Source organism: Vibrio methylphosphonaticus (assembly GCF_023634655.1).
Classification (GTDB): Bacteria; Pseudomonadota; Gammaproteobacteria; order Enterobacterales; family Vibrionaceae; genus Vibrio; species Vibrio methylphosphonaticus.
On record NZ_JAMKMS010000027.1, the window covers coordinates 18,912 to 42,819 of the forward strand.

Annotated in this window: 15 protein-coding genes; 6 read left to right on the forward strand and 9 right to left on the reverse strand. The window is 42.3% G+C overall.

Annotated elements, in window-relative coordinates; genetic code table 11:
* Nucleotides 1-12: 12 nt before the first annotated feature.
* Both M9196_RS21430 and M9196_RS21435 read right to left on the reverse strand, forming a co-directional pair.
* Entirely contained in the window at nucleotides 13-1,746 is a 1,734-nt protein-coding gene (locus tag M9196_RS21430) for a glycoside hydrolase family 13 protein (protein ID WP_250619539.1), read from the reverse strand.
* 68 nt (nucleotides 1,747-1,814) lie between these two features.
* Entirely contained in the window at nucleotides 1,815-2,780 is a 966-nt protein-coding gene (locus tag M9196_RS21435) for a LacI family DNA-binding transcriptional regulator (protein WP_250619540.1), read from the reverse strand.
* A gap of 265 nt (nucleotides 2,781-3,045) precedes the next feature.
* Here M9196_RS21435 and M9196_RS21445 point away from each other — a divergent pair, with 265 nt between their 5' ends.
* Nucleotides 3,046-3,540, forward strand: coding sequence for a nuclear transport factor 2 family protein (locus M9196_RS21445; protein ID WP_250619541.1), 495 nt, complete (start codon nucleotides 3,046-3,048; stop codon nucleotides 3,538-3,540).
* A gap of 216 nt (nucleotides 3,541-3,756) precedes the next feature.
* Nucleotides 3,757-4,503 carry a nuclear transport factor 2 family protein gene (locus tag M9196_RS21450; protein ID WP_250619542.1) on the forward strand — a complete coding sequence of 249 codons (747 nt, stop codon included), beginning with the start codon at nucleotides 3,757-3,759 and terminating at the stop codon, nucleotides 4,501-4,503.
* A 1,267-nt stretch (nucleotides 4,504-5,770) separates the two neighbouring features.
* Here the strand turns inward: M9196_RS21450 and M9196_RS21455 are convergent.
* The 4 genes from M9196_RS21455 to M9196_RS21470 all read right to left on the reverse strand — a co-directional run bounded on the left by M9196_RS21455 (nucleotide 5,771) and on the right by M9196_RS21470 (nucleotide 13,560).
* Nucleotides 5,771-6,484: a PP2C family protein-serine/threonine phosphatase gene (locus M9196_RS21455; protein ID WP_250619543.1), complete on the reverse strand. Its 714-nt coding sequence runs from the start codon at nucleotides 6,482-6,484 to the stop codon at nucleotides 5,771-5,773.
* The gene (locus tag M9196_RS21460) at nucleotides 6,484-7,983 is read right to left on the reverse strand and encodes an Hsp70 family protein (protein ID WP_250619544.1); all 1,500 of its coding nucleotides are present in this window, start codon (nucleotides 7,981-7,983) and stop codon (nucleotides 6,484-6,486) included. Before M9196_RS21460 ends, M9196_RS21455 begins: the two co-directional genes overlap by 1 nt.
* Nucleotides 7,984-8,521: 538 nt before the next feature.
* A complete protein-coding gene (locus M9196_RS21465; RefSeq protein ID WP_250619545.1) occupies nucleotides 8,522-11,683 on the reverse strand; it encodes a bifunctional serine/threonine-protein kinase/formylglycine-generating enzyme family protein in 3,162 nt (1,053 codons plus the stop codon).
* A gap of 23 nt (nucleotides 11,684-11,706) precedes the next feature.
* Complete coding sequence (locus tag M9196_RS21470) at nucleotides 11,707-13,560, reverse strand: hypothetical protein (RefSeq protein ID WP_250619546.1); 1,854 nt, start codon at nucleotides 13,558-13,560, stop codon at nucleotides 11,707-11,709.
* 448 nt (nucleotides 13,561-14,008) lie between these two features.
* On the opposite strand from M9196_RS21470, the gene M9196_RS21475 reads away from it, so the two are divergent.
* The gene (locus M9196_RS21475; protein WP_250619547.1) at nucleotides 14,009-15,859 is read left to right on the forward strand and encodes a coiled-coil domain-containing protein; all 1,851 of its coding nucleotides are present in this window, start codon (nucleotides 14,009-14,011) and stop codon (nucleotides 15,857-15,859) included.
* A 156-nt stretch (nucleotides 15,860-16,015) separates the two neighbouring features.
* Here M9196_RS21475 and M9196_RS21480 read toward each other — a convergent pair whose 3' ends face one another.
* Nucleotides 16,016-17,065 carry an alpha/beta hydrolase gene (locus M9196_RS21480; RefSeq protein WP_250619548.1) on the reverse strand — a complete coding sequence of 350 codons (1,050 nt, stop codon included), beginning with the start codon at nucleotides 17,063-17,065 and terminating at the stop codon, nucleotides 16,016-16,018.
* A 344-nt stretch (nucleotides 17,066-17,409) separates the two neighbouring features.
* Here M9196_RS21480 and M9196_RS21485 point away from each other — a divergent pair, with 344 nt between their 5' ends.
* Complete coding sequence (locus M9196_RS21485; protein WP_250619549.1) at nucleotides 17,410-18,522, forward strand: hypothetical protein; 1,113 nt, start codon at nucleotides 17,410-17,412, stop codon at nucleotides 18,520-18,522.
* A gap of 529 nt (nucleotides 18,523-19,051) precedes the next feature.
* On the opposite strand, the gene M9196_RS21490 is transcribed toward M9196_RS21485, so the two are convergent.
* The gene (locus tag M9196_RS21490; RefSeq protein ID WP_250619550.1) at nucleotides 19,052-19,645 is read right to left on the reverse strand and encodes a tyrosine-type recombinase/integrase; all 594 of its coding nucleotides are present in this window, start codon (nucleotides 19,643-19,645) and stop codon (nucleotides 19,052-19,054) included.
* A 348-nt stretch (nucleotides 19,646-19,993) separates the two neighbouring features.
* Here M9196_RS21490 and M9196_RS21495 point away from each other — a divergent pair, with 348 nt between their 5' ends.
* Nucleotides 19,994-21,562 (forward strand): GIY-YIG nuclease family protein, encoded by a 1,569-nt coding sequence (locus M9196_RS21495; protein ID WP_250619551.1) that lies wholly within the window; start codon nucleotides 19,994-19,996, stop codon nucleotides 21,560-21,562.
* A 276-nt stretch (nucleotides 21,563-21,838) separates the two neighbouring features.
* Here M9196_RS21495 and M9196_RS21500 read toward each other — a convergent pair whose 3' ends face one another.
* On the reverse strand, nucleotides 21,839-22,516 hold the full coding sequence (locus M9196_RS21500; RefSeq protein ID WP_250619552.1) for a hypothetical protein: 678 nt from the start codon (nucleotides 22,514-22,516) through the stop codon (nucleotides 21,839-21,841).
* An 877-nt stretch (nucleotides 22,517-23,393) separates the two neighbouring features.
* On the opposite strand from M9196_RS21500, the gene M9196_RS21505 reads away from it, so the two are divergent.
* A partial coding sequence (locus M9196_RS21505; protein ID WP_250619553.1) for a replication/maintenance protein RepL occupies nucleotides 23,394-23,908 on the forward strand: 515 nt, incomplete at its 3' end.

A 23,908-nucleotide genomic window follows, 5' to 3' on the forward strand; every position in this document is an offset into this window, starting at 1 on the left:
CAAAAATATAACTTAATGTTTTCTTACGAATACATAAGCTGCATAGGCGGGGGCTATTTTACTCGTTATAAAATCTGAACGAACGTGTTCATTATTGAGAGTTTGGTTATCAAGCATTAACTCTCCTAATTGAGCACTATCGATATTAACGACACTCTCTTGTGCACTTAAATTGGTAATAATGGTCCATGTCATATCTTGAGATATACGTTGATACGCATAGATACTAGGGTCGTTAGGTAGCAGTAACTGATAACGACCAATCACCAAGCTTTCATTTGACTTGCGCAAAGCAATCAACTGCTTATAAAAATTCAAAATCGAATTTGGGTCTTTCTGTTGTTGCTCAACATTAATATTTGCGTGCTGTTGATTGACAGAAAACCAAGGTTGTACTTCAGAAAAACCGGCAAAGTCCCGGTCATTCCACTGCATTGGTAAACGACTATGGTCTCGGGATACTTGATTTAACAATGCTAAAATATTGGCATCGCTGTGCCCTTTTTGCGCCAGTTTTTGAATCAAATTTCTTGCAGACACATCATTAAAGTCGTTAAGAGAAGTAAACTGATGATTTACCATGCCGATTTCTTGGCCCTGATAAATAAACGGAGTACCTTTCATCAAAAAATAACAACTTGCTAACGCGGTAGCACTGCTATACCAATAGTCAGGGTCAGCAAAGGTATCAATACTACGAGCTTGATCATGGTTCTCTAAATAAAGCGCATTCCAACCTTTGCCTTCTAATGCATCTTGCCAGTGGGATAAAATGCGCTTGAATTCCACTAGATCAAAATGCTCGTTACTTTGCTCTTCTGACCATAGTTTCATGTGTTCAAACTGAAAAATCATGTTAAAAACACCACCTTGGTCATGCTCGTTACCTTCGGCGACCCAAGGTAATGCGTTGTCAGCAGTCACCCCATTTGCCTCACCAACTGTCACGATATCAAAGGGAGAAAACGCCTTCTCTTTTAATTCATACAGGTGCTTCTCAATACCTTTAACATTCATGTGGTAATCAAATGAAGAGACATAATCTTCACCCTTTGGATTGGGTAAGGAGGGTAAACCAGCTTGTTTCTGAATATGGCTAATCGCATCCACACGAAAACCATCAATACCACGCTCCAGCCACCAATGAATCATTTTGAATAATGCTTGTTTAACTTCAGGGTTTTCCCAATTGAGGTCAGGCTGCTTTTTAGAAAATAGGTGCAAATAGTATTGTGCAGTTTTGCTATCGTATTCCCATGCACTACCATGGAAAATACTTTCCCAGTTATTTGGTTCACAAGTCGGTTTTTCAGCTGTAGGCTCACAGCCATCACGCCAAATATACCAATCACGCTTAGGGCTATCTTTGTTATCTCGCGATTCGATAAACCACGGATGCTCATCGCTGGTGTGGTTAATCACTAAATCCATGATGATGCGAATGCCACGTTCATGAGCAGCAGTGATTAATTCATCCACATCCTCAAGAGTTCCAAAGTCAGGATGAATGGCTTGATAGTCACTAATATCATAACCGTTGTCATCATTCGGTGATGCATAGAATGGACAAATCCATAACAAATCAATGCCCAAATCAGCAAAATAGTCCAACTTGGCAATGATTCCCTTAATGTCACCAATACCGTCTTGGTTTGTATCATAGAAACTACGGGGATAAATTTGGTAGGCGGTTGCTTTCTTCCACCACGCGAGTGGTTTTAAGTGCATATGATCGGTGTGTGTCATCTATTTGGGCTTATGTGTTATCGTTAACACATAGGATTAAAGATTACCTCGCTCGACACAATGTACTTTTAAAGGAACTGTGAGCTTTCTCTCGCTTTTAATTCAAATGTGCCTTCAACCGAACTGAAGTCGCGTTTTATCAATTTTTTAACAGCTTGGTAGCCCACTTGATAGTAATTAAAAGAGACAGTTGTAAGGCTGGGTACTAATAAGTCGCTGTAGTCATAGTCTCCCATGCCTACAATCCACACGTTGTGACCAATTTTTAACTGCTGTTCTTTGGCGCGGCGATATAAACGAATGGCAATATTATCGGTGGCACAAAAATAGATATTATTGGGCTGTAATTGAATTGCTTGGTAGCCGATTTTTTGCTCCGAGTTGGCCAGTGCTTGTAACGAAAAATTCAACTCAGGTGCGGTGTTAGTAATGGTGGTTTGCATCGATTTGGTACGGCTTGAAAGCATACGCTCATCATAAATATAATGTACGCCTGCAAGCGGGGCCTGCTGCTCTTTTAACTGAGTGATGGTCTGTGACACTAATGCTTTAATCGCGGCTTGGTCTGGATAATATAAGCAGCAATGGTGGGGTGTATTTTTGCCAATAAATAACACATTGTCTAAGGTTCGATAAAATTTCTCTTCGACACTGTGCTTTGAAGCAATAATAATGGTGCCTAATGCATTTAGGCCATTGAACTCTCTAACCGCTTGGCATTCTGCCTCATGGTCGAACCCAGAGGCGTGAAACAGCATTCGTACTTGTGATTCATTGGCAGCAGCCAGCGCCCCTTTAATAACTAAACTCGTTGTATATGAATCAATACGAGGAGCAACGAAACCAATAATATTAGATTGGCTACGAATCGAACGAGCAAATATATTAGGGGTGTAATGACTTTCTTTGACGATAGCATCAATCTTAAGGCGATTTTCAGCCGACACATAACCGTCATTAAAGTAACGTGACACGGTCATTGTTGAAATCCCAAGCTGTCTTGAAATCTCCGCCATGGTCATTTTTTTACTCATCACATTTTTCCTTCCATAATCTACTATTGCCATATTATCCAATATATTGGCTGACAACACAGTAAATAAAACACTATCTGACCGGCTTTGTTTCCGAAATCATGTTCAAAGCGCTAGGCACCGCAAGTGGTTGTATTTTTGGCAATCAACAGGCAGATTCCGAGGATGTCCTTTCTCCCCAAAAGCTGCGCCATCGCGTTGAGGTATCAAAGGAGAGGCTTTCTTACTAGCGATAGCTTCAAAATTGACAATCAGGAGAAAGACAATGTTAAAGAAAAATCTACTTATCGGTCTAGCGAGTCTTCTCGCTTTTTTTCAACTTACTCCAGCCCTTGCTGATGAAACAAAAGCTGTCGATTCAGCGAAGACACTAGAAACGGCTCAAGCATTCTTATGGGCGGCAGGCTCTGGTGATATGGAAAAACTTGAGGCATTGATGGCCGATGATTTTGTCTGGCACAACGAAGGTGACGCCGACATCCCTTGGATTGGTAACTGGGAGTCAAAAGAAAAAGTGCTCAACACTTTCTTTCCTCTGTTTGGCGCAGGTTTGAAAGTAACAAGCTGGTCGACAGACTATAGTTTTGTAAACGGCGACCAAGCAGTATTCATGGGTAGCATGAGTGCTATCGCGAATGAATCTGGTGTAGACACCGGTAAATTCAGCTGGGCAGTTCAAGTTGAAGATGGCAAAGTGAAGAGTTGGAACTGGTTTGAGGATAGCTACGCAGTATCTAAAGCTTACCACGCCAAACAATAACGACAGTGACTAATTAAGCTGTAAAGGCTCGATATTCTGTAGAGGTATATCGAGCTTAACTGAGTTTTGAACAGCGATGCGATGGTGGAGCCTATTCAACAATTTGTCAGTAAAAAGTTGGCGGTAAAAAGGACACCTGAGATTGTCGTCATCAGGGTTTAAAGCGTACGAGCCAAATAACGTACTTTGGCACTATTGAGTTTGGAGTAACTATCTATGAGTAATAAGCTAGCGAATGCGACTAATCTGTATATGGAAGGTATCCGCGATGGTCATGCATTAGAAGCCGTAACGAAGTACACCGGTCAACGTTATACTCAACACAGCACTGGGGTGCGCAATGGTATTGATGGTTTTGTTGAGTTCTTTGAGCCGTTCTTAAAACGCTGTCCTGTCAGAGACATAAAAATCATACGATCAATAGTCGATGGCCAATTCGTGTTTGTTCAAGCATTCCAAGACATTAATAATGGCGAGTACAAGTGGGTGACTACGGATTTATTCGATACTGATAGTGACGATAAAATTATTGAACATTGGGATGTGATCTCTGCCTTCGAAGCTCAATCAACCGAAGGGGAAGGTCGACTGCAAGGGCCAACTAATCATACTGATCTAGATAAAACAGAAGAGAATAAAAACCTTATCCGTGATTTTTTATGTGATGTCATGGTACTAGGGCAGAAAGACAAGCTATCAACATACCTCCAACACGAGGAGTTAGCCGTTTATCAAGCCTCAGATGTGAGCCCTTTGGATGGCTATATTGGTGGCTATGACCATGTGTTTAAGATTATCGGTCAAGGTAACTTCGTAGCAGCTTACAGCCGGGTTATTGAACATGATCTCGAGGTTGCGCGTTTCGATCTTTTCCGGATTGAGAGCGGTCAGATTAAAGAGATATGGGTAAACCAAGAGCCTGTACCACCTAAAAAAGAATGGGTAAATGGTGGGAAGTTCTAGCGCTGCTTTCAGGGTTATAAAATCTGAAATTGGACGTTCATTCAACAGTGAAGGATGAGTTCAGTTGGTCAGGACTATTCTAGTTATTGCGACTAATATAGTCCTATCACAAAGCAGCACAAGAGACTTGTATCGATGTCATTTGCTTAAGCTTTAGAGCACCGCAATCAACATCAGACCAAAGCACGAATCAAACTCGATATTACCAAGACTACAACAACCGAGCGAGTTAGAGACCACAGCTCCACCAAGAATTCGCTCCCTTATCCAAGCCACCTTGAAAAATTATTGCACTGTCTTGATTGCTTAAAGCACCAGTTACAGACAGCACTTTCGATTTAGAAAGTCCTGTCTATAACGTTTCTGGACAGAAGATTTTTAGTTAACCCAATACCCAACCATCAATGAATTCGTCATCCTCACAAAAGTGAGGATCTCTTACATCGCGTAGGTAATTGAAAAATTTTGACTAAGTCACGTAAATCAGTTTACAACGCGCTGAATGAGATCCCCTTTTTCAAGGGGATAACAGTTTTTGTGATTGGCTTGGAACATAAAGTTCTTCATGGCCTTATTGAGCCAGTTTCTGGCTATACATCGTTACTAAAAACGCCTTAATAACAAACAGTTGAATAACTCACGCTGACATGAGGAAATGGGTCGGATGTATAGATTTTCTAGAAAAAATGTATAGCGATGCCGGCAGGGAAAGTAAACTATACCTTTCCTTATACATCAAATGCGTGGATTTTAATGAGAAGTATGGACGTTGATTTGAGGTGATTCACTGATTTATAAACTAAAAAAGACGTCCGAAGACGTCTTTTTTAAAGAATGTGGCGGTGAGTGAGAGATTAACAATAATAAGTAACCATATGTTTTTAAATGGAAATTAGTCAGATTTTAAATTTCCTATACATCTACACATACTTTTTATCATTGTTTACGTTACGTGACATGCCTCACGAATCACTTCAGATGCGCCGCCTAAAATTCTCTAAAAGTCCCTCTATAACAGCGCATCTAATACTCACCGATACTAGCTTAAGATTTAGACCTTTCAGCAAAGCACTTGTCATATCCTTACTACAAAATCACCACCTAACAGATATCACAAATCAGAATCGCTTGGTAATTAAAGTCGACAGAATCGCTCGGTGATCACACAAATTCAGTTAGCCACCTAAATCGTTTTTGGACAACTATTATTTAGTGAAAAAATCTTAAGGCTTTAGGCCTAACTTTAGAAAAAAGAATATATATTAACTCACAGCGCATAATGACTCACATCAATAGATACTAAGATAGCAGTAAAGTTATCACGCGCCTCTGTAGCTAAAACGGCGGCGTTCAATGCATTGGCTTGGTCTTTTAGGGAAGGCAACTTAAAAGCTTGAGAGATTTGGCTATCACTGAGCATATCACTAACGCCATCACTGCACAGCAGCAATACCCCAGAGTGAAATGGATAAAACGTAGCGCTGCTGGGCTTTAAAGGCTTTTTCATGCCTAAGCCTTGGGTAATTAAATTGCGCTGTTGGTGGGTTAATGCTTCTTCTTCAGTCAAAATCCCTCTATCAATTAGGTCTTGCACGAATGAGTGATCCTCACTTAAACGCACCAGCTTTCCGTTAGCGAACCAATACAGTCGTGAGTCTCCTACCCAAGTAAACTCTACTGCGTTACCGACCAATTGCACTGCCAATAAGGTACTGCCCATGCCTTCGTATTTTGGGTGTTCATTGGCATGATTCAAAATAGCTTGATGGCAATAGTGCGCTCTTTGTTCAATGGGTTGATGCTCAAGTAAAGCTTGTTGGTAGCTTTGTACCGCTATATCACTCGCTACCTCTCCACTATTGTGGCCACCCATACCATCTGCTATGACATAACTTTGGTTCACCTCATCAAGCACGTAAGCATCTTCATTGTGTTGATATACATGTCCTGCGTGCGAAAAAGCAACAACATCAACCAGCATTAAACATTGACCTCAATTTGCTCTAACCATTGTTGCTCTTGCAATAGTTGCGCATTGAGAGCCAAAGATTCTTCCCCTAATACATGCTCTATGACTTTTTGGGTAGCTGGGTCTTTGGCACTAATGGTTACCAAGCCTTCTAAGTCATACCCTAGTGTTACTTCTATGCCATGGTGTTTCTTCGGATTTTCAATTAAAAAACTGCTCACACCTAAGCTAATCGGCTCTTTATCATCTTGTTGTTGTACGACCTCTAACACCATACGAGTTTGATCATCACGATTTGTATAGAACGTATGGCTCGCTAAAGCCGGCACAGGGCTGTTTTGATCGATGAGAACTTTCACTTTGGGTTTACCATCACTACCAATCGCACGAAAACCAAGGTTGTATGAACATACACCTTGCAACGTTTTACTTTTCACTGGTGAAGTTGTAAACACTTGCTCAGCCAGCAAAGCCGCCCCATAGGCCACCGCTTGGTGGGGTTGGCGACACACTAAGTCATTAGGCGATCGCCCAGCGGCTATTGCTACTCTATCCTTTACCAAAGGCAACAGCGATGACCCGCCAGTTAGTAACAAGGTGTCAATAAACGACCAATCCATACCAGCGGCCTGCAAGCAGCGCTCACACACTTCTAATGTTTGTTCAACAAACTGTTCGAGCAGTTGATTAAACTTATCTTGCGTAAGGACAAAGTCTAAAGTTTGCCCTGCGATGACCAAGGTTTTTGATAGATGGCTTTTACCTGGTTTGGAAAGTTTTACTTTGACCTCTTGAGCGTAACGGCGCAGCTTGGTTTGATTGGCAGCGTCCAATTCACATTGGCCATAACGACGCTCAAACTCATCCATCACATAGGCGATGATTATATCATCAATATGTTTGCCACCATGGGTATTGCTGCCTTGTGCAGCAAGTGTATACAAGCCATCATCTCCAACCTGTAGAACCGTAGCATCAAAAGTACCCCCGCCTAAGTCGTAGACAAAATATGTATTATCACCTTGCTGCTGATAGCCATAAAAGGTAGCCGCGGCCACAGGCTCTTCCACTAACTTAACGTGCTTTAATCCGGCCAACTTAGCGGCCTCTTTGGTGGCTTTTCTTTGACTATCAGTAAAGTTGGCGGGTACGGCAATCAACGCACCTTCAATCGGCTCAGGGGTTGCCGCTTGCACGTCTTTTAAAAGCTTCTTGAGTACAAGCGCCGATAGTCCCTGTGGCGACCAATCACGCCCTAACTCGTCGTGATAAACGACTTGAGATTGCCCTAATGCCAGCTTAAAAAAGCGTGCTTGCGTAATCTCTGGTTCATCATCGAGCAACTCTTCAAGCGCACCGCCTACCAGCACGCCAGCTTCACCAATGTGCACACAAGAAGGGGTACGGTATTCATCTACCTCATGAAAGTCATGAAACAAAGCAGGCCCACCTTGCGGATTCACATACGCCACTAGGGAGAAAGTGGTGCCTAAATCAATGCCAATATACATCACTGTCCTTGTTTGATTCGTAGTATTCCCTCGTTGTTGTGCACTATGAGTTTATTATCAAGCTCTGTGAACACACAAAAAAGGAAAAAGAAAAAAGTGTAAAGGGAAATTATTGGCTCTGGACTAAGCAAAAGCTAACATCGTCGTAACGGTCTCCAAGCAAAATGCAGCTGCGACTGGCTGAGCGCAGATTACTCGGACTATAGTACCAAGGCCCGCCGCGAAAGACCCGTTTTCCACACTTGCCTGACTTCTAAGCTTTGGCATTTTCGGGGCACCACGATAGCTACCGTTCCAATAATCTTGCGTCTATTCCCATACATTATGGTTAGTGTTAATCGTTCAATTTTTTAGTAGTAAGGTGCCGCATGTAGAGGTTTACTACTTTAACAGTAAGTTTCAAAGTGATTGCCAAAAGAACTGAACGTAGGTTCTTCATATAAGGTGCAAATGTAGCTACTCTGTCATTTGCGAAATAGATTCAGGTATCTTAAACACCAAAGTTCTTCCTTAAATCACTTTACAAATGTTTGGAAGACTAGTCATCTTGGACTAAACGAAACCCTACTGTAGTTGAACGGGAAAATAAAACATAATATTTTTGGCGCTGCATCAACATCATATGCCACGATTTGGCTGAAAATCTGCCACCGCGGAGTACTCGCATAGTGCAATCACCAGAACTCCAAACATTGCCATTAGTTGGTGCCCCTAAATAATTATCGTTCCAGCAATCATTTGTCAGTTCTGAAACGTTACCATGCATATCAAATAACCCCCAGCGGTTACTAGAAAAACTTTTTACAGGTGCGGTTTTACGATCATCCCACCGACTACCACAGTCTTCACAATTAGCGCGGGCGAAGCCAGTACTACTGCCCCAACTAAATAACCCGCGTCCTCCTGCCCTCGCGGCATATTCCCACTGAGCTTCGCTTGGTAAGCTATATTCGCTACCAGTAATTTTAGAAATCCATGGAATAAATTGCTCATTAATGTCTTTAAAACTCACGTTGATTACTGGGCGCTTATCTCGTCCCCACCCTTCATCACTAGGCCTGTGACTGCAGCCACCATCAGCCACGCAAGCATCCCACAAAGCAAAAGTCACTTCATGTTCCATCATTTTAAAGCTTGGTAGCGATACTTTATGAACTGGTTGAACGTCCTTACTATGACGCATCTTAAGACGGTCATCCAAAAAATACGTACCAGATGCACCCATCAAAAAACTTCCTGATGGTATAACCACCATCTTACCAATCAAGCTTTTGATTTTAAGGGCTTTATCTCTAGCAGCTTTTTCACGAGCAGCTTTTTCACGAGCAGCTTTTTCACGAGCAGCTTTTTCACGCGCGATTTTTGATGCTTGAACCCTCCTTTCTTTTACCTTGTCAATATCACCAGACAATCCATTAAGGAGGCTTTCGTAGCTTTGAGCTGCATTGTCAATTCTTTGAATAGCTTCTGAATACAAACCGTGGCGGGCAAAACTATTCCCTTGTTTAAGAAAAGCTTTCGCTTCAACTTGCTCTGGTGTCTGTAAAGAGTACTTTTCAATTGCTTCATACAAATTAACTTGCGATTTCTGTGCTATACGGAAGGCAGAGTTAACATGTTTTGCCTGGGATAAGGCTTGTTTCATTAACGCTGCACTATTAGAAAAAGATTTACTCGCCTGTACAAGGTTCCCTTCTCCTGCGCCTTCTATCGCATCTTGATACAAAGATACGCCTTGTTTTCCTTGCTCTGACTGACCGTAGCCCTGCTTGGTTAAATAAGCTTCTAACTGAGTTTTCGAGCTTTTAGCTTTAGTTTTTAGAACTTCTACCTGTTTAGCTTGCACCAGCGCCTGTGTCAGTAGCGGTTCACTCTCAGAAAACACCTTGTTTGCTTGAGTAAAATGCCCTTCACTGCGTGCTTGCATTGCCATTTGATAAGCGGATAGCCCTTGCTTTACTTTCTCAGATTGACCATAGCCTTGTTTCGCTAGATAGACTTCAAGCTGGGCTTTCGCGCTGGTCGCCTTGGTTTGGCTGGCATAAAGACTTTTGCTGGCATTAAATTCTTGCCATAAGTTTTGATAGCCGGCCTTAACTTCTTCAAGTAGCAATAGTGTTTGAGCACTTCGCTGTTCATTAAGGTTTTGAGTACGTAACAAAGTTTGCGCTTGCGCAAGCTTACCTTCTAGATCTGGAATGAGATTACCATCAACCAAGTAATCTTTCGTCAGGCGCTGGGCAAGGCGCAGCAGTTCAAGGTTGTTACTGTTATTGCGCTCGGCATCGCGCAACTCTGAAGTTAAATCACGCACTCCATTATCGAAGCGGCGAGCGATAGTTTTAATCTCACCTTGCAAGCGCCCTGCTTGGGCTTGATGCTCGGCAATAAGGGCTTTATCGACAGGAGTTAAATCAGCAATAATGCCATCGAGTAACCCTTGTTGATAAGCAAAGCCAGTGCCTGTCAAAAGTGCAATGGAGAGCGCCACAGGAACAAACTTGTTGCTGGTATGACTGCTGCGCTTGCTTATTTGGGTGATTTGAGCTTTAGCAGGCTTAGCCGTGCTAGTTAGAGCCCGATTAAAAGTGGTGATATCAGCAAAGCGTTGGTCTGGCTTGTTCGATAACCCTTGGTCTACAGCATCAGACAGACCTTGAAGCACATCTGCTCTTACTTCGCATAAACTTTCAATTCGACCTGTTGGCACTTCACCTGTCAGCATTTCATATAAAAGGACCGCTAAAGCGTATTGATCGGCACGACCATCAATCGTTCCCATTCCTTTGAGTTGCTCGGGTGCCATATAGTAAGCAGTACCTGTAGCGGCGCCTGTTTGGGTGCGCTGGGTGTTGCTGAGCACGCGAGCAATGCCAAAGTCCATTAGCTTTACGCTGCCATCTTCACATAAGAAGATGTTCTCTGGCTTAATGTCACGATGCACCGTGTGCCGGTGAGCGTATTCAAGGGCATCGCAAAGCTTGTTGATGATGTCTAGGGCATCGTCGATTTCCATTTGCTGGTTGAGTTGCTGCTGATTGCTGAGCAAAGCACGCAGCTCTTGTCCTTCGAGCAGCTCCATGGTTAAGAACAGGTGCTCACCGTCTTGCTGCACGTCGAATACATTAACAATACTTGGATGAGACAAGTTGCTCGATAACTTGGCTTCGTCCATAAAACGCTGTTTGGCACGCTCACTTTGTGATAAATGCGGCAACACCATTTTAATCGCTATAGCTTGTTCCTTCACTTCATCAAAAGCAGCATAAACCACACCCATTCCGCCATGGCCGAGAACTTCGGTAATGCGGTAACGGTTAGCTAGCTTATGACCGATGGGTAAGGCTGTCACTTGACTTGTTGTCATCGAAGAACCAGTATCAAACGCAGTTCCAGATAACGGCATATCCGCCATCATAGTTTGGCTCAGTGATGAACTAGCGGAACGAGTCGATTGTGTTGTCTCTGGCTGGTTGTTGGCCTCATTAGCGAATTCACTTAATAGCCATTGAGTAACCTGCTCTAGGTCTACTTTTGATTGTCGAAACTTGTCCGCTAATGCTGGCGTGGGTGCTGAGCTGATTTTTTCGTCCAACAACCGCTGCTTTTCCGCTAACGCAGTTTTGATTGTGGTTTCTGGCTGACTGGCTAAGGCTTCATCCGTTAGCCCAAGCTTTTGCTTTGCTTGATTGATATCCATATTGTATCGCCTAATTCTTGATTCTAGGATGTTTGTAACTGATTGATCAGGGCTTCTACCTGACGCTGCAATTGATTGATGGGTTGCGTCTGCATCTTCAGTTGGCGAAGTTGCTGTTCAACAACCGCAATACGCTGGTTGGCTTGTTTGGCCTCAAACTGTTGCTGCTGGCGTTTTTCTTCTACGTGGGTTTTGTGTTGACTCTCTAGCTCGCTGAGCCAATGGCGTTTTTGCTGATCTAAAAAGCGATTAATTTGATTAACTTTCAAACGATTCGTTTCAGAGACCAATCGCTTAGCGATGTTATTCACTTCCCCACGAACTTTATGCAGCTCTTTTTCCATTCTTGCCGCTTCTTCTTTTGGAAAAGAAATGTATGAGTAAATCACACCAGCAAAAAATAGTGGCAAGCCTAGCAACATCAGTACCGAACGAAGGTTAGGGCTAAACGCCCCCAGCACCATACCGACAAACATCAAGCCCATCATCGCCTGACGGCCAGCGCCTAATCGCGCCAAAAAACCTTGGTGCGGCAACTCGCCTTGGTAACGAATTTCTATCCCCAGCACTTCTTGCAGCTCTTGTTGAAGGCGAGATTTTGAAAACGTGTGTGATGATAATTGATACTGCTCAGTTTGTGGGTGGTTCTTGATTAGCATGGTGATATTCGCCAAGCCTTGTTCAAGAGTTAACACATCTTGAATCAAAAACTGGTCACTTTGCTGTTTAATCACTGCCAGTAATTGCTGCTGATAATCATCGCTTAAGCCAAGTTTGATAATTTTGTGCTGCTTGTGTTGGTCAAGTCCATCAACATCCAACTGTTCAACAAACGCCGCTAAGTTAACAACGTTGGTTGCGTTAGGCGTTTCGCGCTTGCGGCTCAGCTCCGCTAGATTCTTATTTAGATCATTAAACTCATCATTAATGCGCTGTTTTAACGCACTATCAAGCATAATGGAGTAGCCATTTCCATTGTCAGCACGCTCTGTTTGGCGACTTTCACGTTTTTTACGATTGGTGAGTTTTTTCGCTTGCTGCTCAAATTCATCATTTAACGCATCAACCCCTTGAAGCAGCGCATTACTTTGACTTAGTAAGTTCAGCTTTTGACGCATAGGGTCATTTGGGTTAGTTAGAATGTCTGGAATTGAGGTTTCTGCTACATCCGTTAATAACTGTTCCGGCAAACGTATTGGGCAACGAAAATGGTTGAACCAGCCATTTTCAGGTAGCTGTATCCCTTTGGTGAGATCAGGCACATGGATTAGCGGCCAAAAGCCTTGCATTTGAGCCGCTAATTGCTCCAACTCTCTCGCATCTTCATCTCTTAATTCCGCTTCTGCTTCCCCCGCAATAGCCAGAACGTTACTGTTCATCAGTACCCGAGTTAATGCCGCTGGGTAGGTTTTTAGAGTGGTGATACTATCGGGAATATAAATCGTTAAGTTTTGTAGACCTTTTTCGCTTGGCACATCCAACTTGAGGTTTTGAGGCGTATCTCCAAAAGAGAGCCCTTCACCCAGCACCTTTTCTAAACTTGTCCAATCATCAAACTCTTGACGCGTGCCGTTCTGCTCTAGGCTGTAACCTTGTTTTTTAAGAGTAATTTCTAGTAAACCGATCGCTTTTTCGTGATTAATGGCGAAAACACTATATTCTTGCCCATAGAGCCAGTTAATTGCCGCATTTCGGGCAGCACCGGATAGCCCGATTAGGGTGAGGTGGAAATCCTGACTTTGGGACTGAGTAGCAAGGTGTTGAAACTTCTCGCTAAGCGGTGTTTGTGCTTGACCAAGCTCCAAAGCTTGACTTATATGTGTCGCCTGTTGACTAGATGTACTGAACTGTTGGCGCAGCAGTGCCAAATTTTCCATGTAATTCCTATCCTTATAAACTTGCTAGGTGCAAATCTTTACTTTTTTATTTTGACACAGCAAATCAGTAATTTGTGATACACACGAATCTAGAAATATTACTATCATGTTAATTATCAATTTTGACTGCTTACGTCTATTCTACTCATTAACATTCTTAATTCCAAGGTGTGATAAGAGGCCTGCCACCCCAGAAACCCTATATAATACGGGACTGACTCGTTTTTATTTAACACCCATTTACTCATCAAATAGCATTACAGCCATTCCATTCACGTCAGTGATAGATATCAAAGCAAATAGCACTTAACAATTTCACAACAACAATAGTAGGAATGACAATGTTATAAATTCCGCTACACTAAGCAAATCAGGGAAGCTGCTTCGTAATAAATTATGGCAGCAGCGATATACAAAATGTCATTGGATGGAAACAAAGGTCACCACTATGCCTTCAAGTGAACATAACGATATTCGAACGAATCTAGAGCAGCAACTGGCCCAAGCCAGAGCTCAGGCTGAGAAAATACAACAACTGGCTCAAAACTCTGAGCTTGATAGACAGCGGGCACAAAATGAAGCTTCGCTGGCTCAGCAACAAAATGAAGCGAGTCAGCAGTCTGCGAGCCAATCACAACAGCAAGCACAAGTATCCACCCAAGCAAGCAGTCAGGCTCAAAAAGATGCCGACAATACCAATCAAAATGTGGTGCAAACTCAACAACATGTCGAACACACCGCTCAGGTAAGTCAATCTGCTCAGCAACACTTTAATACTGCGAGCCAAGCGGCAAGTGATGCGCGAGAACAAGCTGCGAGTGCAGCAAGAGCCTCTGATAGCGCAAGCAGTGAGGCGGCAGAAGCACGCCAAGCATCTAGCCAAGCAGGCAGCGCGGCAAATGAAGCACAAACTGAAGCTCGTACGGCGCAAAGCGCCGCTAGTGATGCTCAATCAGAGCTGACTGCTACAACCGCAGCGGCCGCAATGGCTGGGCGAGCTGCAAGTGAAACGAGCCAGTCACAATCGCAAGCAGCACAAGCTGCTAGCGAAGCTCAACATGCGCAAACTTCTGCACAAAGCGCTCAATCGCAAGCGGAAAGCGCGAACCAAGGTGCACAAAGTGCTCAGTCGCAAGCCGAAGGGGCAAATCAACACGCTCAAGCGGCTCAATCTGATGCACAAACTGCATTGCAACAAGCGCAACAATTCCAATCCTCCGCAGATTCGGCCAGCCAAAGTGCGCAATCCGCGCAACAACAAAGTCAGCAAGCGAGTCAAGCCAGTGCACAGGCTCAAACTCAAAGCGAAACCGCGAAAGACGCATCCTTAATGGCACAAAGTCAAACAGAGCAAGCACAACAACAAGCAGCGCAAGCCAGCTCTGAAGCTCAAGATGCACAAAATGAAGCAGAAACCGCCAAGGACGATACGTTGACTGCTCAAACAGCGGCCGAAGCGGCCAGCGAAGCCACCAGTGCTGCACAAGCTTCAGCGCAGGCCGCAGCGCAAGGTGCGGCTGAACAGCAGCAACAGGCGCAAACTGCCAACGAAAAAGCCACCGAGTTTGCTGAGAAAAGCAATCAAGCCGCTCAGCAAGCATCCAGCGACCAAAGCACTGCTGCGAACGCAGCCTCACAAGCGCAAAATTTTGCAGGCAATGCGGAATCGGCACAGTCCTCAGCACAAACAGCGTCAAGTTCAGCACAATCAGCTAACAATGAGGCGCAAAGTGCACAAAGCCAAGCACAAACTACCGCCAGTCAGATTGAAGCTGAACTGAGTAAAGCCGCAGAAAGTGCTTCTTTAGCAGATAATGAAGCAGAGCAAGCCAGTAGCGCACTGCACAGTATTCAACACCTTAGGAATGAAGCGTCTCAAGCAAATGCTGTTGCAATGCAAGCAAAAGCCGATGCCCTTGCAGCCAAAGAGGAGGCTGAACAATTATTGGCTCAAGCACGAGATGCTGCCAACCAATTAGTGGGTGTTTTGGAACAGATGAGAAGTCAAGGTGAAGCCGCGGTGCAAGATGCACTGCAACACGCAGCCAAAGCTGAGAGTTATATGACAAACGCAGGTGAGCATATGATTCAAGCCGGTAACCACTGCACTCAAACTCGAATGTTTATGGAGGCGGCCGGCGAAGCCAAAGGCGAAGCGGAAAGCTGCAAGGATGATGCCATTAGCCTGAAGGTCAGCATTGAGGGCAGTGTATCTGAGGCGAAAAGCTCAGCTTCAGATGCGGAGCAAAGCGCCCGCGATGCCGCCGAGGCTGCGTCTCGAGCGGAGCGATTTGCTTAAGATTTAGCTTTCCCTAATAGTTCAGTTAAGCGCCGGTTATGGCGCTTTTTTACTTTGCGAGAAAAAATCCATCACCTAATTGACGATAATCCGCTAATAATCTTAGGTAAGAAATAGTGAATTCTGCGCTGCATGAACTTTCCTTTTTCTAACGCACTAGCCATCACTTGCACCGAGCAAAGCTTGCTTACAAATCGAATCAACTTGTTCACTGCGATTTTCATCCCATGCAATGCCATGACCAAATTTCACGCTCGGCATGTCCGTAAAATCGATATACTTGGCGTTACTTCTGTTTTCCTCAGATAAACAATTTCCCAATCTGGTTAATACTTTAAGTGGATTACCATTATTATTAACCAACCCTGACAATAGCAAAACTGAATCGTATTTGTTGGCCGTAATATAGGTATTCTCTTGACTAGAAAATGGAATTGAGTTGACCCAAGCGCCGTGGTTTGTATATTGAACATCTCCCTGATGCAACATAACACGATCAAGCTCTATCGCACTTAACTGTTCAGGTTGCTCTTGAATCGCACGCTTAAGCACCTCATGACCTAAACTATGCACAAGCAGTGAGATGTGCAAACCTCGCTGCTTAAAGTCGGAGAAAATATTGTGAGCAATATATTCAAAAGCTCTAGCAAAATCAGCGTAACTTGCTTCCGCATGTTTTCGAGCTTCTTTATACTGCTTAATCTTTCTTTTAAATGACTTTTTGAGTACCAATTTCCCCAGTAAAGCTGTAGTAGGGTTAGCTGTCAACGCGGCACCAACAGCTAAAGTTTGAAGCATGTATGGTTCATAAGATTTGGATGGCCAAGAATATATCACCAAGTTGCAGTTGTACTCTTGCTGAATTTTTCGGCTTTTTATTAGGTTCTTCTTGAGACTTTGATTATTTCCATGCAGAAAAAACACCCAAGGACAACCGTTATCATTCGCTACAATATTCTGCATCGTTACTGGAAGATTACTACTTTCAACCACTTCTAAATCAAAGGTTTGTTCTACTTTCGTAACTCTAGTTGGACGACTCATGCCGCCAGAGATCTTGCGACTGATAGTTTTCTTTTTATCTACAGGAGTCGCTATGGCATATCTTAACTCGCCATTCGCATCTAATTTTTCAGAAAATAGGGATACTTTCTTATTCTTGCCTCTATTTAATGCACGATTGGTAATAAAAATCGTTTGATTCATCACTTGTCCTCACTAATCAATGTCAACTCAGCTATGGTGTCAAAATCCATGCTGCATAAATGTAAAGGACATGTAGAGAATGGTTGAGGAGTTTCGAACCGAGGGTCTTGAGAAAAGTTTAAGTTCGCCATTGCTGTCACAATTAAACAAGATCAATTGAACTTTTAGACGGAGCCACAAAACCGAGGGTTGAAAAGCTCACATAACTTCACTTATACCACTGCTATCAATTCCAGATTCACAGCCAAATGATATAAATCACAAAAATATCAACTCAATACTGACTTCTGTTTGAAGTTGAACCATTATTTAAAATTAAACCAATGATTAACAGGATGTTCTCAATGAAACGGAAGCTTCTAACTAGTGCCATGGGGGTGTTGGTTTTATCAGGTTGTGGTACTTCTAATAAACTGACGGTTTTTGATGGAATGACTTACAGTGCAACCAATGAAGGAGCAATCAATGACCCAATTCGTGTATACCCTCTTCAGACCACGCAAGTCAGCCTAGATGGGCAACTTCCTTATACAATTGGAGAGCTTTGTTATGCTTCAAGGTTACGCTCCCCCCTAAGTGCAAATTGCCTTTCAGAAAGATCAAGCATTATGAAGAACTCAGAGTTCGTCATAAAGTATAAACACTATGCTGCTGAGCCTTCAGAGCCCAATAAAGGAATTAACCTCAATAAACAAATTTTTGAATTAAATACAGCGCTAAAGCAAGCAACAAATACGCTGCTTGATTGCGCCAATACCACTGAGTGTAGTTCTAAAATGGCAGCACAACAAAGGGTTGTAGATGAAAAACAGGAAGCTGTGACATCGATAGTGGATAGCCCAAATGTCAGAATCCTCAATTGGAACGAACAGTCATCAGCAAAGATAGGTACAGGCGAAGAGTCTAACTCAGCAAAAAAGGAAACATCTGAAGCTGGCTTCACTGTTATAAATGGCTTTAGCGTGTACGAACTTTCCTACACCTGTTTAGATCCTTCAGTAGCTAAATTGACAGATAAAATGAAACACCTGAAAGTAGTCACAAAACTTATTGCAGCAGATGAGATTTCCTTTGTAAATGCTCGAACTAAGGTTAGGCAATTGACTGCGTCTTTAGATGCCTTTGAAGATAGTCTCGATACAGAGACAAAAGGAAAGTTATTAACCGAATTGCTTAAACTTAAGCTCTCGATTGAAGATTCGGCTTCGCTCTCTTCGTCAGGCAGATTTAAAATCACTGACTCTGGGTACAATGTTGTCAATCTGAATTTAGAGTCAAAAATTAAAGCTGCAAACAATAACATCAAAAATGAAACCGAATTGCTTAACACCAAGAAGAGTGTGGTAGATAAAAACCTTAAGCATCAATCTCCATACTTAGCAGTTCTTACTGACTTAAATGATCTGACTGCTCACGTTCCTGAATGCAGAAATTCAAACTCAAAAAACAAGACCTAACATAGATTGACATTGCTAACCCAATACCCACATCACCGTGCTTGATCTTTTAACATGAAGTTTAAAAGGACTTTTCATCGGTACGAGAGTGGCGTCATAAGCCCACTCGTTAAGCACATGTATCTTGCCATTAAAACAGGCCGTGTCACTCCAGACAAGCGCAGCCATATTTTGACTGAAGAATGCCTTGAAGTAGATGAATGGTGTTGTTTATAGCCATAAATATTGGGCCACTCAGTTTTAGTGGCCCTTTATATTATTACTGAGCATTTTTCCTAAATCATCTAGTCAGTTTTGGACGAATTGAAAGTTTCTATACTCGTCCCGAAAGCTTAGGTAATAGAGATCGCAAGAGTCAGTGTCAACGCCGATGTAAAAATGACCCACTGACGTCGATGCGTTTGGTATAAAAACAGCCTTCATGAAAGCACAAATACGCCACTCACTAGACAAAATCAAACTATACAGTATTGAATTAAATCAATATTGTTGATAACAGTAAGATACCATTCGTCACTATCTAATCGTCCTATGAGTCAATTCCTTCTGAGATATTCAATGCATCTTCAATTTCAACACCCAGATAACGAATAGTATTGTCTAATTTCACGTGCCCTAGTAACAGTTGTACAGCCCGTATATTTTTAGTTCGAGCGTAAATCAATGTCGCCTTGGTGCGACGCATGGAATGCGTTCCATAAAGATAGGGATCGTAGCCAAGTTCCGTTGCCCAGCGGTGAATAATGGTGGCATAGCAACTATAACTCAAAGGCCTCCCTTGTTTACGGGGACTGGGAAACAAATAGTCTTGAGCCGAAAGTTGGCTATGCATTAACCATTGAGTTAATGATTGTGCAGTGCGTGAAGTGATCTCAAACTGTACCTCTCTGCCCGTTTTACTTTGGCTGTAAAGCACACGATCTTGAATCACACCACCGGAAGAAATATCTCTCACTTTCATTCTTAGCAAGTCACAAGAACGCAACTTGCAATCGATAGCGAGATTGAGCAGGGCCAATTCCATGATATTGCCTTCGATTTCTAGTCTAGTGCGAATTCGCCAGATATCCTCGAGCTTGAAGGGCTTTTTCTGCCCAGTTAGGTGACCTTTCTTCGTCCACATAATTGACCTCCAGTCTAACTTTAAAAGTGGCCTTATTAAGTTTAGATGCAGCAGGTTGAATGGTTATTCAGTGGTAGAGCTCGAATATTTTGTAGACTAAAGTGATTTAGAATCTTTGATCTAGCTGATTTTGGGGCAGAAATACGTTAGAGTTAAAATTCTACATTAGAATATGTACCCTGAAATGATGCCATAGTCGTTTGTATGGCACTGTTTTTGTATTTGTAAGTGCCACACTGTCACATTTCTTCGTCATGTTCTTGTTCATAGGACTTCCCTCACTTCCCACAAGCAGCATTTGTAGACCCAACACGTCATATGGCATTATCTTTAAATATAGAGGTTCATATGACGAAAAAACGATTCCCAAGAAACTATTGGACAAAAGAAAAATGTCACTCAGCGGCACTAGAGTGCGGTTCAAGAACACAGTTTATTAAGCAGTACAGTGCTGCTTACAAGGCTGCGGTAAAACATGGCTGGATGGATGAGGTATGCTCACATCTAAAACACAAGAAAAAAGAAAACGGTCATTGGACTCTCGATAGATGTATTTCCATAGCCAAAGAGTTTGAAACAAAAGTAGCCTTTAGAAACGCAGCTTCCGATGCATACCATGCTACATACAAGCATAACTGGCAGGAAATAGTTTGTAGCCATATGACTTCAGAAAAAGGCAAATGGACAAAAACCAAGTGCTCTGAAGAAGCCAAAAAGTATACTACAAGAGACAGCTTTATTAAGCACGCACCTGGTGCCTATCAAGCAGCAAGAAAACAAGGTTTTCTGGATGAGATATGCTCACACATGACATCAAAGCCTCGCTATTCACCTAGTCATTGGAATAATAAAGAGATATGTCATAAGGAAGCTCTAAAGTACCAAACAAGAACCGAGTTCCAGCGAGGTAGTGCAGGCGCATATAAACGAGCACACATTAATGGTTGGTTAGATGATATATCCTCTCATATGGAGGTTGTTGGCAATAAGGAGTTTCGGTGCCTTTATTTCATTTACAGCCCCCTAAAAAACGAGGGGTACGTTGGTTTAACGGCTAACTATCAAAAGCGAATAGCTGCCCACAAACGAGGGGATACAAAGTCAACAAAGTCCCTAGTACAACAATCAGACGTGACATTTAGACAAGTTACCCCTTACCTTCCTGCCCTTGAAGCAAGTGATAAGGAAGCTGAGCTGGAACGGTATTATTCATCTAAAGGCATTATAATGCTAAACCACAAAAGTGCATTAGGTGGTTTAGGTGGAGAGAAGGAACCATTAACTAAAAAAGAGTGTGCTAAATTCGCATCATTGTACTCTCAACGAGTTGACTTCGAGAAAGGTAAATCTTCTGCTTATCACAGAGCCCGAGTTAAAGGCTGGCTAGATGAGATATGTCAGCATATGGCACCTTCTCGTTTAAAATACCCCAAAGGTCATTGGGATCAAAAAGAAAACTGCCTTCAAGAAGCTCTAAAATACTCCTCTAGAACTGAATTCATGCGAGGATCCAGAAGTGCATATAACGCTTCACAGAAACCGTACAACAACTGGCTAGATGACATTTGCTCACATATGCCCCCACCTAAAAAAAATCAGAGACGTGCAAGTTGGACAAAGGAAACTTGTATGACTGAAGCACAGAAGTACCAAACTAAATCAGAGTTCAGAAAATACTGTCATACAGGCTTTAACGCTGCAAATGACAATGGTTGGCTTGAGGCTTGCTGCGCTCATATGCGAAAGAGTAACGATACATCATATGGTTACTGGACAAAGAAAAACTGCCACAATGAAGCACTTAAGTATCAACGAAGAAATAACTTCCGCATTTCATCTCGCGGTGCTTACAGCGCAGCATGGAAAAACAACTGGCTAGATGACATTTGCGGTCATATGAAAAAAAGAGGGGAATAGCTACCAACTCTGTCGACTCTTTTATCTATAAGAAAAAGTAGGTCAAATAACAGTGCAAACAAATTAGATACAAGATACCCCTAGCTTATAATGGGGCAGAAACGTGCTAGTGATTTTGCTAAATTAGTGAACTATCAATAAGTATAGGTATTGCAAAGTGAGTTTTAGTTAGCAAGCGAAAGCAACAGGCTTACGCTTGCTAGAGCACTATTTTTTGATGCGCATAACGGATGTTATGTTCAATCCAGGTTTGACGAACCTGCTTAAACAGTATTGTTATAGCGCTTTTGTATGCTTCTCTTCTAATGCATCCAATTGGCTACACAGAAAGTCGTAACCTTCGCTGAATTGATTATTTAACTTAACTAACTCTGAATTATCCGTCAGAAATTCTTTCAAGTCTGTTTCATCAAACTCAGGCTGAGGATTTTCAGTGAGGTAAGTATCGATCTTTTGCCAAGCTCTTTTGTACTGAGAAAACCGATTTGCCCAAAGGTAGTCTTTTTTATCAATAATTTGGTCTATATGATCAAATTGATTTTCTAACGCGGAAAACTCAATTTCTAATTGTTTTTTGCAGTCAGTGATTAACTGGGTGATTTGTTCTTTACCCTCATGAGATACGGAACTTACTTGCCTCGCCTGATATTTGTAAATATACCAGTTCATGTTTTGGCTATTAATTCTTCTTAAGGTTACTTTCGCATCCCATATATAAGCTAGATAAGGGCCCAGCTTAGTTTGATTTATCCAACTATTAACACCAATAACTGCCGCTATCGCGGCGATAATTGTCGCACAACCTCCGAGAAAGCTACCAAATGCGCCAATGTCAGATAATGTTTGGCTAAATGCTTTTCGGTCGTCTACATATGTAGACATTAAAATGATGACTCCGGCAGTGCCTAATGCAAAACTAAAAAAGCTAAACCAATATTTCGTAAATTTTTCCATGTACCTAATCCATTGAAGCTCTATAACAGTTATTAGACGGATTATTTCCGCCTAGTAACCAGTAAATCTATACCTATCAAATCACAATCTCATTTGGTTTACTGAGATGGACACTCGATATTTCCGGTGTAGATTGTGCCCATTATGGTAAATAGCCAATTTTGAACCTCAAAACGCCCCTTCAGCCCCTTAATAGTATGTAGAGCCGTTTTTAAACACTTACCCTCACCAGATTGCCATAAAATGGGTTGTAATTTTGTGACAGTTTACGAGTGATTTACAGTGCATTTCTGATAGAGAGCATTTCACTCAGAACTGTGAATGACCGCTCACTTTTGCTAGTTTAATCGTAACTCTTAACCAACTTTGAGATTTCAACTGTCACTCGATTATCATCGATATATTAGGCAATTCCATTCGCGTGAGCTTTATTTGGGGCAAATGGTGCTCTAGCCAGAACCTGATAAATCTCCGAAACAATTAATGGGGCAAAACTGAGTCACAGAGATCAGTTACGATATACTAGTATCCCTTTACAGCTTTCTTGACTCACTTTTCGCTTCAGCCATATCTATTTACCAAAACACCGTATAACGTGACTCTGTTTTAAGGTGTTATCTACCAGCCACCTACGTTTTCACCACCTAACCTAAATCAAAATTTATCAGCTACTTTTCAATTACTTAATAGAACCTTCTTCTACTATCTCCTCGCCACCGCACTTTCCTAACTTTTACTTCACCTACATTCGATAAAAGCTTTTCGACCGTGATCGCAACTCACTTTCAAACCAGGTCAACTTCAGAAGTAAAAACTAAATTTCAATTGAATAAGACTGCTCAGCTTTTGTAACATTCCGTCATATCAGGAGCATATTATGGAAAGTGATTTTAAAAAAATCCTCAAAGTCGCCGATACAAAGGCAAAACAAGCAGACTTACGAGTCAAAGCAGAAGAAGAGAAAGAGCAGCTAGAATACGAAGAAAAAAACAGGAATTTTCACCAAGTCCAAAGCGACTATGGACTGAGAGCGATCCGAGAGGTTGCAAAACACAGTGGTGCCATCGCTGTTCAAGTACTTATTCTTCTCTGTAGTTACACCAACTACAAAAATGTCGTCCATATCAAACAAGTCGATATTCAAAAAAACCTAAATGTAAGCAAATCCAGCGTTCATCAAGCAATCAAGTTTCTAATAGAGTTTGGCTTAATTGAGAAGAGAGCAAAACCTGGTGCAACCTTACAGTTCATACTAAATCCGGATTTCATTTGGCGAACGAGCTATACAAGGCGAAAACAGTGCCCATATAACGGTAACCCTCTCTCTACCAAATTAGGTCAACACTGTGATCACGATAATTTAGAGCGAATTCATGCCGTAGCATCACGTGA

What these genes read in the sequence shown, in the direction of transcription:
- M9196_RS21500 (WP_250619552.1), bottom strand. Translation starts at nt 22,516, where the DNA reads ATGGAAAAATTTACGAAATATTGGTTTAGCTTTTTTAGTTTTGCATTA.
- M9196_RS21460 (WP_250619544.1), bottom strand. Translation starts at nt 7,983, where the DNA reads ATGTATATTGGCATTGATTTAGGCACCACTTTCTCCCTAGTGGCGTAT.
- M9196_RS21455 (WP_250619543.1), bottom strand. Translation starts at nt 6,484, where the DNA reads ATGCTGGTTGATGTTGTTGCTTTTTCGCACGCAGGACATGTATATCAA.
- M9196_RS21470 (WP_250619546.1), bottom strand. Translation starts at nt 13,560, where the DNA reads ATGGAAAATTTGGCACTGCTGCGCCAACAGTTCAGTACATCTAGTCAA.
- M9196_RS21490 (WP_250619550.1), bottom strand. Translation starts at nt 19,645, where the DNA reads ATGTGGACGAAGAAAGGTCACCTAACTGGGCAGAAAAAGCCCTTCAAG.
- M9196_RS21485 (WP_250619549.1), top strand. Translation starts at nt 17,410, where the DNA reads ATGAAACGGAAGCTTCTAACTAGTGCCATGGGGGTGTTGGTTTTATCA.
- M9196_RS21430 (WP_250619539.1), bottom strand. Translation starts at nt 1,746, where the DNA reads ATGACACACACCGATCATATGCACTTAAAACCACTCGCGTGGTGGAAG.
- M9196_RS21480 (WP_250619548.1), bottom strand. Translation starts at nt 17,065, where the DNA reads ATGAATCAAACGATTTTTATTACCAATCGTGCATTAAATAGAGGCAAG.
- M9196_RS21495 (WP_250619551.1), top strand. Translation starts at nt 19,994, where the DNA reads ATGACGAAAAAACGATTCCCAAGAAACTATTGGACAAAAGAAAAATGT.
- M9196_RS21435 (WP_250619540.1), bottom strand. Translation starts at nt 2,780, where the DNA reads ATGAGTAAAAAAATGACCATGGCGGAGATTTCAAGACAGCTTGGGATT.
- M9196_RS21465 (WP_250619545.1), bottom strand. Translation starts at nt 11,683, where the DNA reads ATGGATATCAATCAAGCAAAGCAAAAGCTTGGGCTAACGGATGAAGCC.
- M9196_RS21450 (WP_250619542.1), top strand. Translation starts at nt 3,757, where the DNA reads ATGAGTAATAAGCTAGCGAATGCGACTAATCTGTATATGGAAGGTATC.
- M9196_RS21475 (WP_250619547.1), top strand. Translation starts at nt 14,009, where the DNA reads ATGCCTTCAAGTGAACATAACGATATTCGAACGAATCTAGAGCAGCAA.
- M9196_RS21445 (WP_250619541.1), top strand. Translation starts at nt 3,046, where the DNA reads ATGTTAAAGAAAAATCTACTTATCGGTCTAGCGAGTCTTCTCGCTTTT.